Annotated in this window: 10 protein-coding genes, 1 pseudogene and 1 CRISPR repeat array (1 of these 12 cut by a window edge); of the genes and pseudogenes, 3 read left to right on the forward strand and 8 right to left on the reverse strand. The window is 67.1% G+C overall.

Features of this window, described 5'->3' with window-relative positions:
* A CRISPR array of direct repeats spans positions 1 to 1,849; the repeat unit is 37 nt; unit sequence CCGTCCGCGACTTCGGTCGCGGACCCTTCGTTGAGGC; it begins 68 nt to the left of the window's first position.
* Between the two features lie 121 nt (positions 1,850 to 1,970).
* A complete protein-coding gene (locus GD1_RS18720) occupies positions 1,971 to 2,894 on the reverse strand; it encodes a LysR family transcriptional regulator (protein WP_059039116.1) in 924 nt (307 codons plus the stop codon).
* Positions 2,895 to 2,959: 65 nt separating this feature from the next.
* Here GD1_RS18720 and GD1_RS18725 point away from each other — a divergent pair, with 65 nt between their 5' ends.
* Entirely contained in the window at positions 2,960 to 3,382 is a 423-nt protein-coding gene (locus GD1_RS18725) for a CBU_0592 family membrane protein (protein ID WP_157079552.1), read from the forward strand.
* On the opposite strand, the gene GD1_RS18730 is transcribed toward GD1_RS18725, so the two are convergent.
* The 5 genes from GD1_RS18730 to ctaE all read right to left on the reverse strand — a co-directional run bounded on the left by GD1_RS18730 (position 3,340) and on the right by ctaE (position 9,498).
* Complete coding sequence (locus GD1_RS18730) at positions 3,340 to 4,869, reverse strand: bifunctional phosphatase PAP2/diacylglycerol kinase family protein (protein WP_059039118.1); 1,530 nt, start codon at positions 4,867 to 4,869, stop codon at positions 3,340 to 3,342. The genes GD1_RS18725 and GD1_RS18730 overlap by 43 nt on opposite strands.
* Before the next feature lie 202 nt (positions 4,870 to 5,071).
* Entirely contained in the window at positions 5,072 to 6,691 is a 1,620-nt protein-coding gene (gene qcrB, locus GD1_RS18735; protein WP_059039119.1) for a cytochrome bc1 complex cytochrome b subunit, read from the reverse strand.
* Complete coding sequence (gene qcrA / locus GD1_RS18740; RefSeq protein WP_053777381.1) at positions 6,688 to 7,863, reverse strand: cytochrome bc1 complex Rieske iron-sulfur subunit; 1,176 nt, start codon at positions 7,861 to 7,863, stop codon at positions 6,688 to 6,690. Before qcrA ends, qcrB begins: the two co-directional genes overlap by 4 nt.
* Positions 7,860 to 8,786 carry a cytochrome bc1 complex diheme cytochrome c subunit gene (qcrC, locus tag GD1_RS18745; protein WP_020789913.1) on the reverse strand — a complete coding sequence of 309 codons (927 nt, stop codon included), beginning with the start codon at positions 8,784 to 8,786 and terminating at the stop codon, positions 7,860 to 7,862. The genes qcrA and qcrC overlap by 4 nt, the downstream gene beginning before the upstream one ends.
* 94 nt (positions 8,787 to 8,880) lie before the next feature.
* Positions 8,881 to 9,498: an aa3-type cytochrome oxidase subunit III gene (gene ctaE, locus GD1_RS18750; RefSeq protein ID WP_174519078.1), complete on the reverse strand. Its 618-nt coding sequence runs from the start codon at positions 9,496 to 9,498 to the stop codon at positions 8,881 to 8,883.
* Positions 9,499 to 9,668: 170 nt separating this feature from the next.
* Between ctaE and GD1_RS18755 the strand changes: the two genes are divergently transcribed.
* Entirely contained in the window at positions 9,669 to 10,205 is a 537-nt protein-coding gene (locus GD1_RS18755; protein WP_238403636.1) for a hypothetical protein, read from the forward strand.
* A gap of 25 nt (positions 10,206 to 10,230) precedes the next feature.
* Positions 10,231 to 11,298, forward strand: a complete 1,068-nt coding sequence (trpD, locus tag GD1_RS18760; RefSeq protein WP_059039121.1) for an anthranilate phosphoribosyltransferase — start codon at positions 10,231 to 10,233, stop codon at positions 11,296 to 11,298.
* A 106-nt stretch (positions 11,299 to 11,404) separates the two neighbouring features.
* On the opposite strand, the gene GD1_RS18765 is transcribed toward trpD, so the two are convergent.
* Positions 11,405 to 11,683 (reverse strand): Lrp/AsnC family transcriptional regulator, encoded by a 279-nt coding sequence (locus tag GD1_RS18765; RefSeq protein ID WP_020789911.1) that lies wholly within the window; start codon positions 11,681 to 11,683, stop codon positions 11,405 to 11,407.
* A 4-nt stretch (positions 11,684 to 11,687) separates the two neighbouring features.
* A pseudogene (locus GD1_RS18770) lies at positions 11,688 to 11,961 on the reverse strand (DEDD exonuclease domain-containing protein); the annotation flags it as partial.

An 11,961-nucleotide genomic window follows, 5' to 3' on the forward strand; every position in this document is an offset into this window, starting at 1 on the left:
GGATCGACCCGTCCGCGACTTCGGTCGCGGACCCTTCGTTGAGGCCGGGGCACCGAGCCCGCCTGACCGCGTGGCTCACCAAGTCCGTCCGCGACTTCGGTCGCGGACCCTTCGTTGAGGCCTGTGAAAGGACATCCACAGTGCAGTCAGCGATGACGTTCCGTCCGCGACTTCGGTCGCGGACCCTTCGTTGAGGCACGAATCCGGATGAGTTCCAATGGAATTCGTCGCCTGGCGGTCCGTCCGCGACTTCGGTCGCGGACCCTTCGTTGAGGCATCGTCAAGGCCGAGCGGTGCGAGATCCGCTCCAAGGACCCGTCCGCGACTTCGGTCGCGGACCCTTCGTTGAGGCGTCGAGGCCGGCACTTTCACCGCGTCGATGAGGTCCGTCCGCGACTTCGGTCGCGGACCCTTCGTTGAGGCACCGGCGAGCTGAAGGTGCTGTTGCACAACGCAGGACATGATGACCGTCCGCGACTTCGGTCGCGGACCCTTCGTTGAGGCAACCCGCCCTACCTCACCGGTGGCGGTCTCACCGGCCGTCCGCGACTTCGGTCGCGGACCCTTCGTTGAGGCGCGCAAAACTTCCATTCCTCTTTGACCAGTTTTTTGCCGTCCGCGACTTCGGTCGCGGACCCTTCGTTGAGGCTTGCCGTCTCGGCCGAGGTGGAGTTGCGAGGCCAGGCCCAGGTCCGTCCGCGACTTCGGTCGCGGACCCTTCGTTGAGGCGCCGCCGTCTTCTTGCGATTGACACGTGTGGTCGTAGCCGTCCGCGACTTCGGTCGCGGACCCTTCGTTGAGGCAGCTCGTAGCGCTGCCGGTTCGCTTCGGTCGCAGCACCCGTCCGCGACTTCGGTCGCGGACCCTTCGTTGAGGCGCCGCCGCCGAGACGCTCCTGTGCCGCGTGCGCTACGCCGTCCGCGACTTCGGTCGCGGACCCTTCGTTGAGGCCAGGAGTCGACGTCGACCACGGTCGTCAGCACGGAGCCGTCCGCGACTTCGGTCGCGGACCCTTCGTTGAGGCCAGCTCCTCGGGTCGCCGCGCTGTGTCCATGACATCCACCGTCCGCGACTTCGGTCGCGGACCCTTCGTTGAGGCTCGTCCGGGGTGAACTGGCCGGAGAGCATCCTGGCCGACCCGTCCGCGACTTCGGTCGCGGACCCTTCGTTGAGGCCGGTAGTCGGCAGCCGAATGCGGTGGCGTCACACACGAACCGTCCGCGACTTCGGTCGCGGACCCTTCGTTGAGGCGAGTGGCGTGCAGACCTCGGCAACACACAGCCCCGTCCGCGACTTCGGTCGCGGACCCTTCGTTGAGGCGGGTGGGCGCCCGACGTGATCGACCGCTGGCACGTCGCCGTCCGCGACTTCGGTCGCGGACCCTTCGTTGAGGCGCGTGGTCGTTGAAGGGCACGACGTGGACGGCGGTGCACCGTTCGCGACTTCGGTCGCGGACCCTTCGTTGAGGCCGGATACGGTTGCGTGCACTTGTTCGACACAATGCGCGCGCCGTCCGCGACTTCGGTCGCGGACCCTTCGTTGAGGCCCACCACCACCGAACTCACCAACAGCCCCATCGACATGACCGTCCGCGACTTCGGTCGCGGACCCTTCGTTGAGGCTGAATCAAACGGCAGCGTCGGAATCAATGGACCAGAGCCGTCCGCGACTTCGGTCGCGGACCCTTCGTTGAGGCGGCGGGATGTCGTACTGCAGCCACTTGCCCTGCATGCGCGTCCGTCCGCGACTTCGGTCGCGGACCCTTCGTTGAGGCGTCTCGGCCGACCGGGCCAGCGTCGACGTCCACGGCGTCCGTTCGCGACTTCGGTCGCGGACCCTTCGTTGAGCCGGCACGTTTGTTGGCGATGCCGGGAAACTGGCTCTCGTGTGTCACGCGTCCTGGGTATCGACGAGTTAACGTACGACCGGCAGTCTGTGAGGCGACGAGTGCAATCAGGGTGAGTGGTCCACTATTGCACGGGTTCGGTCAGCACCCGTGCGGTGATCGCATCACGGAGCAGGGTGCTGATCGAGGCGAGGTGCCGTTTGGCGCGTTCACTGCGGGGATGACCGCGGAGCACGATCCGGCGCGTGCCCAGCCCCTGCACGTCGACGATCTCCACGGACTCGTGGGTGACCCACCGCAGTGCCAGATCGGGGAAGACCGCCATACCCTCGCCCGCGGCCACGAGCGCGAGTCCCGTTTCGGTGGTGTGGAATTCGTGGACGGCCGATTGTTCGAAGCCGAGGGTCGCCCGAAGCCTCGACGCCGCACGGGAACTCGCGGCCGGGGGCTGTTCGCCGAGCCACGGCAGGTGTGCGCGTTCCAGATCGGAGACATCGGTGAACAGCGTGCCCGCGGGGATCGCGAGTCTCCAGGGATCGTCGAGGAGGGGGATCTCCACCATTCCCTTGGGTAACTGTGCGCTTTCTTCTCCGGTGTCGAGCTCGAAGACGGCGGCGTCGAGGTCGCCCGTTCGCAGTGCCTTCATCAAAGCGGCGGGATAGGCCTCCATGATGTGGAATCGGACTCCGGGCAGACTCTGTCGCCATTCGGGCAGGCTCGGGGCGATCACCACCGAGAGGAAACTCTGAAAGCCGCCGATGCGAAGTGGGCCGGTGAGTTCTTCGTCACCGTGCTCGAGCCGTGAGCGCACGGCGGCCAGGGTCCGTTCGATCTCCTGCGCGGCCTCGGCGAGGGCGAGGCCTTCCGGGGTGAGCGCCGATCCGCCGGGCGTCCGGGTCATCAAGGGGTGTCCCGTTTCTCGTGCCAGACGGGTGATCTGCTGGGAGACCGCAGACGGTGTCACGTGGAGTTCGTCCGCCGCGGCGAGCACACCGCCGGTACGCGCGACGGCCAGCAGATAGCGGAGCCGGCTCGGATCGATGTTCATTCACGTATGCTAAACGTCCTCTGTAGAGGATTTCAATTGACCTAAACACCATTCCTGTCGGAAGCTTGGCGCAGTTGTTTCGACGAGAAAAGGAATGCCGTTCAATGCTCGCGCCAGTGCTCGGATGGGTTGGAACCATCGGAACCTTCGCTGTGTACCTCATGATGTCGCGCGGACGCCTGGATGCGAATTCGGTGACCTATGCTGCCGTCAACGCGGTGTGTGGACTGGCCGCGGGTGTTGCCGCAGCGTTGTACGGCGCCTGGCCGAGTGCCTCGGCGAGCCTGGCCTGGGCCGCGGTCGGTGCGTACACGCTGGTCGTCTGCCTGCGCCGGAAGATGCGTCCGGTGCCCGTCAACACCATCGAATACCATTCGGTTGCAGCATCATTCGACTATCGGGTGACGCACGGTCCGGTGGTCACCGCGGGTTCGGTGCCGGGCGCTCAGGATTCCAGGACGCCGGCACCGACGATGCTCGAGCCGTAGACCCTCAGCTTTCGGTAGTCGACGGTGACCCGGGCGTGCCGGTAGGAGTCCCCGATCTCGCCGTCATGGGACATGACGACCGGCTCGGTGGAGTCGAACGAGAACTCGGGAACCTGCAGCTCGCGATAACAGCGTGACCGTTGCAGTCGGCCGGACAGCAGCCCAAAGGCTATGCGGGCGAATGCGAAACGCTTGCCTGCCACCAGGAACCGGATGTCGAGGAGCCCGTCGTCGAGGCGTGCCCGACGCACCGGGGTGAATCCGGACGACCCGTACATGGAGTTGCCGAGGAGGAACAGCGACACGTCGAGTTCTTCGCCGTTGACGGTGATCCGTTGTGGGCGTTGATGTCGCAGCACATGCAGCAGTGCCGCCGCACTGGCCACCGTCCGGCCGGTGCGGTGGGCCAGGCGATCGCGGGTACGGACGAAATGCGGATAGGCACCCAGACTCACGGTGTTGAGTACGAGGTGATCGTCGTCGAGCCGGGCGACGTCGACGCGAGTGGTACGCCCCGCCCGGATCGCGGCGATGGTGGCATCGACGTCGGGAGTACCGATGTCACGGGCGAAGTGATTGAACGTGCCGCCTGCGAAGACCGCCAGGGGAACATCGCGTTCGAGCGCGACGGCGGCCACGGTCGCCACCGTGCCGTCCCCACCGACCACACCGAGAACCCGGGCGTCGGTCGCCGTGCGCGCGCACCGGGCGACATCGTCGTCGGGGTCGAGTACGAGGATGCGGGCGGCCGGGAATGCGTCGGCGACCGAGTCGACGAGGTCGGCACCGCGCCCGCCGCCGGACTTCGGGTTGACCAGCACCGTCATCCCAGCACCGTCGGCGATCTCGGGTGCGTCCTCCACGGTGGGCGCCGGGATGGAGATACGACGGCGGGTGATCGGCGGCGCGATCTGGCCGCCGATCGTGCCGACGGCGGCACCGATACCCAGGCCCAGCAACACGTCGCCGGGATAGTGGGCGCCGGTGGCGATCCGGGACAACCCGACCAGTCCGGCGAGCGCCGACACCACGAGACCGGCGGGAGCATCCTCGATGGCCATCCCGGTGGCGAACGCGGCGGCGCTGGCCGAGTGACCGGACGGCAACGAGTTCGATGTGGGCAGGCGCCGACCGCGGCGGGCCAGCGGAACGACCGTCGCCATCGGCCGGGGCCGGCGTCGGAGCCGTTTGGCGACCTGGTTGGTGACCAGGCTCGTGACGGCCAGCGAGGCCAGTCCCCGAACCGCGCCGCGCTGCAACTGGGGACGGCCGCTCAGCCCGCATGCCACCGCGATCGCCATCCACAGCTTTCCGTGATCGGCGGCGCGGGTGAGCGGGGGCATGGTGGCATCGAGCAGCTCGCTCGGGGACTGTGCGATCGCGTCGAAGACGGCGGCGTCGAGTGAACCGAGACCGCGGGTCACGTGACGAGTGCGACGTCGGAGTGCGGTGTGCCACGGAAGGATCCCAAGCGGGCGGACATCCATGGGAGCCACGCTACCTGCAACCGTCTGCGGCTCGGTCCGATCCGAAGCCGGCCGCGGTCGTCGGCGGGCCCGGGTCGGACCGCCGTGGGGTAGGGGAGTGGTGGGCCGGCGACCGACGGCCGTGGCCGGTGCCACACAACGAGTCAGGCCCCGTCACCGTGTGGTGACGGGGCCTGACTCGTGGAGAACTGGCGACTGCGGGTCAGTCGAGCGGGTTGCCGCCCTTTTCCTGCAGTTCGCGCAGTGCCTTGTGCTCGGCGAGCTCGTTGGCATGCTCGTTCGCGATGTGCGCTGCCTGCTCGTCGGTGGGGTCGGCCAGCAGGATCGAACCGGTACCGGGAGCACCGGCCGAACCCAGCTTGTTCATCCGCTTCGGGATGGCCGCACCCTCGTAGGGGAGCGGGATCGGGTGACCGTGGCTGTCGACCGGGCCGAGCGGCTGGTGCAGCTCGATGTACTCACCCTGCGGCAGGCGCTTGATGATGCCGGTCTCGATGCCGTGCGCCAGGACCGCACGGTCGCTGCGCTGCAGTGCCAGTGCCCAGCGGTAGGTGATGAAGTACACGATCGGCGGAAGCACGATCATGCCGATACGGCCGACCCAGGTGGTCGCGTTCAGCGAGACGTGGAACTTCAGCGCGATGATGTCGTTCATACACATCAGCGTCAGCAGGATGTAGAAGCTGAACGCCATCGCACCGATCGCGGTGCGCACCGGGGTGTCACGCGGACGCTGCAGCAGGTTGTGGTGGGCGTCGTCGCCGGTGAGGCGCTTCTCGATCCACGGGTAGGCGAACATGCCCGCGAACATGACGCCGATCACCACGACACACCAGAACACTGCCGGAATCGTGTAGTGACCCAGGTACAGCTCCCACGCTGGCATCAGTCGCACCAGACCGTCGGTCCACATCATGTAGATGTCGGGCTGAGAACCTGCCGACACCTGTGCCGGGTTGTACGGACCGAGCACCCACACCGGGTTGATCTGGAAGATACCCGCCATGATCGCCAGGATGCCGGTGACCACCGCGAACATCGCGCCACCCTTGGCGGCGAAGACCGGCATGATGCGCACGCCGACGACGTTCTTCTCGGTGCGGCCGGGGCCGGGGAACTGGGTGTGCTTCTGGTACCAGACCAGCGCGAGGTGCGCGCCGATCAGGGCCAGGATGATGCCCGGGAACAGCAGGATGTGCAGCACGTACAGGCGCGGGATGATGATCTCGCCCGGGAACTGGCCACCGAACAGCGCCCAGTGGATCCAGGTTCCGACCAGCGGGATGCCCAGGACGATACCGCTCATGGCGGCGCGAACACCGGTACCCGACAGCAGGTCGTCGGGCAGCGAGTATCCGAAGAAGCCCTCGAACATCGCCAGGAGCAGCAGCAGGCAGCCGATGATCCAGTTGGCCTCGCGGGGGCGACGGAACGCACCGGTGAAGAAGATGCGTGCCATGTGGATGATGATCGACGCCGCGAACAGCAGGGCGGCCCAGTGGTGGATCTGGCGGACGAACAGGCCACCGCGCACCTCGAACGAGATGTTCAGCGTGGTCTCGTACGCGCGCGTCATCATCACGCCGTTGAGCGGCTCATAGGCGCCGTGGTAGATGACCTCGCTCATCGACGGATCGAAGAACAGGGTCAGGTACACACCCGAGATCAGCAGGATGATGAAGCTGTAGAGGGCCACCTCACCCAACAGGAAGGACCAGTGGGTGGGAAAGACCTTGTTGATCTGACGGCGCATGCCGGCGGCGAGGTGGTACCGCGAGTCCACCTCTTGGGCCTGCGGCGCGAGACGGTCTGCGAGGGTCATGACTTGCGCTCCCAGAATGCCGGTCCGACGGGTTCGATGAAGTTGCCACGGTTGATCGCGGCGTTGGCGACCAGGTAACCCTGATCATTCACCGTGATCGGCAGCTGCGCCAGGGCACGGGCCGCAGGACCGAAGACCGGCTTGGCCGAGTCGAGGGCGTCGAACTGCGACTGGTGGCACGGGCAGAGGATGCGGTTGGTGCGCTGCTCGTAGAGCGACGTCGGGCATCCGAGGTGGCTGCAGACCTTGGTGTAGGCGAAGTAGTCACCGTAGTTGAAGCTCTCCTGGCCCTTGCGCTTGATGACGGCATCGGCGTCGGCGGTGCGCAGGCGGATCAACATGACCGGGTTGCTGACGTAACGCAGACCCCAGATCAGCTTGTGGCGCGACTCCTCGGTCTCACCCAGGCCGTCCGACACGCGCCACGGGAACACGGTCTCCATGGCGCCGGCGTCGAGATCCTCCGGACGGACCAGGGCCACCCGCAGCGGGTCACCCACGTCGCGACGCAGGAAGACGGTCTCGTTGGGATCGGACTTCGAGTTGTACATCGGAGCCCAGCCCGAGTTCCACAGGGGAGCGTCGTTGCGCTCGGCCCACGGGTTCTTGATGAACCCGCCGACGCTGGCGATCAGGCCGGTGAAGGCCAGAGCACCGAACGCGAACAGGCCGCTGCCGATGATCATCTTGCGACGACCGAGGGTGGAGGTGGTGCCGGTGTCGACGAGCTCGGCCACGATGGTGGCCTTGTCGACGTCACTGGAACCCGGACCGTCGTGACGGTCCTGCACCGAGATCTCCGACGGCAGGAACTTCTTGGTGATCAGGACCAGCGCGACGCCGATCGAGAGCACCGACAGACCGAAGGTGATGCCCAGCAGCGGGGTGTTGAGCGTGTACCACCAGTAGTCCGGGTCGTCCGGCATCGCGAATTCCCAGTGGTTCCATCCGAAGATGATGAAACACGCCAGGGCGGAGATACCGGAGACGGTCAGCCAGATCGCGACCTGGCGCTCGGCACGCTTCTCGACCCGGGTTCCCGGCTCGGGGTAGCGCTCGCCGCGGTGGATGATCTCCACCCCGTCGAGGTTGGTGCCGAGCTTGACCAGCTCGTCATTGCTCATCTGATCGAGTTCGTCCTTGGTCGGGACGTCCTTGTGATTGGCGCTCATGCTCGAGATCCCATCCACATCGCGCCGGCGACGATCGCGACCACGCCGACAAACCACATCACCATGCCCTCGGAGACCGGGCCGAAGCCGCCGATTCCCAGGCCGCCCTGCGGCTTGGACTCGGTGACGTACTTGACGAAGCCGATGATGTCCTTCTTCTCGTCCTCCGACAGCTGACGATTGGAGAACTTCGGCATGTTCTGCGGGCCGGTCAGCATCGCCGTGTAGAGCTGCTGCTCCTTGACGTCGTCGAGGGTCGGGGCGAACTTACCGCCTGACAGGGCGCCACCACGACCGGTGAAGTTGTGGCAGGAGGCGCAGTTGAGACGGAAGAGCTCACCGCCACGGCCGAGGTTCTCGCCGCGCAGGGACTCCTGGGCGACGACGCGCACACCGTTCTCGGTCTTGATCGACCCGTCCGGGTTGTGCTCGTAGATCACGGTCGGGCCGCCACCCATGGCCTGGATGTAGGCGCCGAGCTGATCGATCTGGGCGGTGGTGAACTTCGGAGGCTTGCGCTGCGCCTGGGCCTCGCCGCGGGCTGCGGGCATACGGCCGGTCGAGACCTGGAAGTACACCGCGGCGTCACCGACACCGAGCAGCGACGGACCGCGGTCGGGAACACCCTGCAGGTTTGCACCGTGGCAGGTCACGCAGGAGGTTTCGTAAAGCTTCTTACCGCTCTGGACGAGGCTGGCGTCGGCGGCGTCGGCGGTGGCGACCTGCGGCTTCGGGGTCAGCAAGGACGCCAGGACGCCGGCCATCATGAGGCCGGCGAGCAGCAGGATCGCGCCGCTTGCGCGGCGGCGGAGCTTGCGTCGAGACTTCGCCTTCCGGGCGGTGCCGGTCGACGGCGACGAGTGGACCGGATCGACCGCGTCGGCTGCATCGCTATCCGACGAGCGCGGTGGAGATGAACTCATCTGTATCTCTCTACTAGCGGACGGACTGTGTGTGGTTTTGCGGGTCGCCCCGCGTGAGGATTTCCATCCTCAGGGTTCGGTCGGGGGACCGAACTCAACGGATGAAGTAGATCGTCACGAACAGGGCGATCCACACGATGTCGACGAAGTGCCAGTAGTAGGACACGACGATGGCGGCGGTTGCCTGGGCTGGGGTGAACTTGGAGAGCTTGGTACGGATCAGCAGGTAGACGAAGGCCACCAGACCGCCGATCACGTGCATACCGTGGAAGCCGGTCGCCATGTAGAACACCGAGCCGTACGCACTCGACGAGAGCGTGGTGCCCTCGTGCACCAGGTGGTAGTACTCGTACCCCTGGCCGGCGACGAAGAAGGCGCCCATCAGGAAGGTCAGGACGTACCACCGTCGCAGACCGAAGACGTCGCCGCGCTCGGCGGCGAACACACCCATCTGGCACGTGACCGACGACAGGATCAGAACCGTGGTCACGGGGATGGCGAGGGCGAGATTGAGCTCGGTGGGCTCCGGCGGCCAGCCGTCCACAGGGTTGGCATTGGCACGCGCGACGAAATACATCGCAAACAGGCCTGCGAAGAACATGAGCTCACTGGACAGCCACACAATCGTGCCGACACTCACCATATTTGGGCGGTTCAGTGAGTGCACGCGCGCAGTGATGGCTGTTCCCGAGGTACCTACAGCGCTAGTCACAGGTTGAAGTATGACGGTTCGTAGTACGCGGTGACCACTTGGGTCCGAGATTGGTGGGAACTTTTTCTCTTCCCGCTGGTCGCAGGCCATCGCGAGGGCCGGTCGGCGTGTCCCGAACAGCGCCCTGCCCCGATCGAGACGGCCCCTCGTTCTCATGGTTGGCTCAGGGAATGGCGCTATCGGGAGACGGATCGGGCAGCGGGGAGCAGATGTCGGGTCCGCGTGACCTCAACGGCAGGCCGGTGTCGAGGACACGGTGGCAGCGGATGACGGCGCGGCTGGGCCGTGCCGGTGAGGAAGGACTGGCCACCGACGACCCGGAACTGGTGAACATCGTCGGCTCGCTGGACGACGCGGTGTCGAGTGCGACCCTGCTGTCGGAGTCGGCGTGGGAACCGGAACAACAGGTGGTGCTGCGGCATCTGCTGGTGTTGCCGACGACCCGGGTGGCCGAGGCGGTCGCGGTGGCCGGTCTCGACGGCTATGCCGCGATGGATGCCTCCGACGCCGACCGGGACTGGGCGGCGACCGCACCGATGTTCGGTGGACCGGCCCCGGCCCAGTCCGAACTCGTCGTCCTCGGGCGGGTGCAGCTGATCGACGCGATGCACCTGTCACAGGAGCGTTCGCGGATGGCGAGCCTGGGTTCCCGGCACGGCGGGGTGGCGCTGGGTTGGCAGGTGTGGCAGCGCGCGTCCTCGAGCTGACGACCCGGCCATTAAGGTGCTTGGTGTGAGCAACGCGCAGACGTATACGTGGCCGCAGATCCTCGGCCGGGTCACCGATGGCATCGACCTGACGGTCGAGGAGGCCACCTGGGCGATGAACGAGATCATGACCGACAGCGCGACCGGGGCCCAGATCGCCGCGTTCGGTGTCGGCGTGAAGATGAAGGGCGCCGCACCTGCGGAGTTGCGCGGACTGGCCGCGGCCATGCTCGACCATGCCGTCCCGGTCGCGGTGTCGCGTTCGGCGGTGGATGTGGTCGGCACCGGCGGCGATCGGTCGCACACCGTCAACATCTCGACGATGACGTCGGTGGTGATCGCCTCGGTCGGTGTGGCCGTGGTCAAGCACGGCAACCGTGCGGCGTCGTCGAAGAGCGGTGGTGCCGATGTGCTCGAGGCGCTGGGTGTGGAGATCGGGCTCGGTGCCGAGGCCGTGGCCCGGTGCGTGGACGAGGTGGGCATCGGATTCTGCTTCGCCCCGGTGTTCCACCCGGCATTCCGGTTCACCGGCCCGCCGCGCAAGCAGATCGGCATCCCGACCGTGTTCAACGTGCTCGGACCGCTGACCAATCCGGCCCGGCCCGCACGCGGCCTGATCGGGTGTGCCTTCCCCGACCTCGCCCCGGTACTCGCGCGGACCTTCGCCGAGCGGGGATCGTCGGTGCTGGTGGTGCGCGGCGACGACGGCCTCGACGAGCTCACCACCACCGCGACGTCGACGGTGTGGCAGGTCGTCGACGGTCAGGTCGTCGAGCTGACCCTCGATCCGCGCGAGCTGGGCATCGAGTTGGTCGAGCTGTCGGCACTGCAGGGTGGCGATGCGACGGTGAACGCCGTGATCGCCCGCGAACTGTTCGCCGGGACCACCGGGCCGGTGCGCGATGCCGTGCTGCTGAACGCGGCCGGCGCGATCGTGTCGGCGGAGATGACCGCGCCGTTCGACGATGCGGGTCTGGTCGCGGCGATGGCCGAGGCCAAGGACCGGGCCGCACAGGCCATCGACTCCGGTGCGGCCACTGCGCTGCTGGAGCGGTGGGCGGCCCTCACCCAGGAACTGGGCGCGCAGTCCTGACCGGGGTCTGCACCCCCGTCGCCGCACTCCTCCCTATATAAGGAGAAACAGATGTGCCCGGGTCGCCGACGCGGCCCGGGCACAGTGCTGTCTGGAGTGCGGTCGTTCAGGCCTCCCCGATCGAGAACCCGCCCTCGACCTCGGAGCTGGAGTAGCTGCGGAATGCGATGTGGGTGGCGGTGCGGGAGACACCGGGCAGCCGGTTGATCCGGCCGGTCACCACGTTCGCGATCTCCTCGTGGTCGCGGACCCGGACCTTGGCGATCAGGTCGACGTCGCCGGCACACGAGTACACCTCGGTCACGCCGGGGATGTCGGCGACGGCCTGCGCGGTCTCCGGGATCTGGTGGACGTCGGCGTGGATCAGGACGATGGCGGTGATCATGGCCTCAGCCTAGTCGGGCGTGCTCGCGTGCCCGGCGTGCCGCGTCGGACCAGTGGGCCCAGGCACACGCCGACCCGGCGGGCACCGCGAACGGGTCGGTGGTCGCGACGATCCGGCCGCCCGGTTCGGTGACCCACCGATAGAGAAGGCCGGTCTCCTCGGCCGGTGCGCCGGCCAGGGGGCCGTCGCCGGGGATCACCGTCTCCGCGCAGGCCCGCAGCGCCTCGACGACGGGCATCGGGGCCACCCCGCGGCGGGCGGTGCCGGCCGCGGCCAGC

Source organism: Gordonia desulfuricans NBRC 100010 (assembly GCF_001485495.1).
Taxonomy (GTDB): Bacteria; Actinomycetota; Actinomycetes; order Mycobacteriales; family Mycobacteriaceae; genus Gordonia; species Gordonia desulfuricans.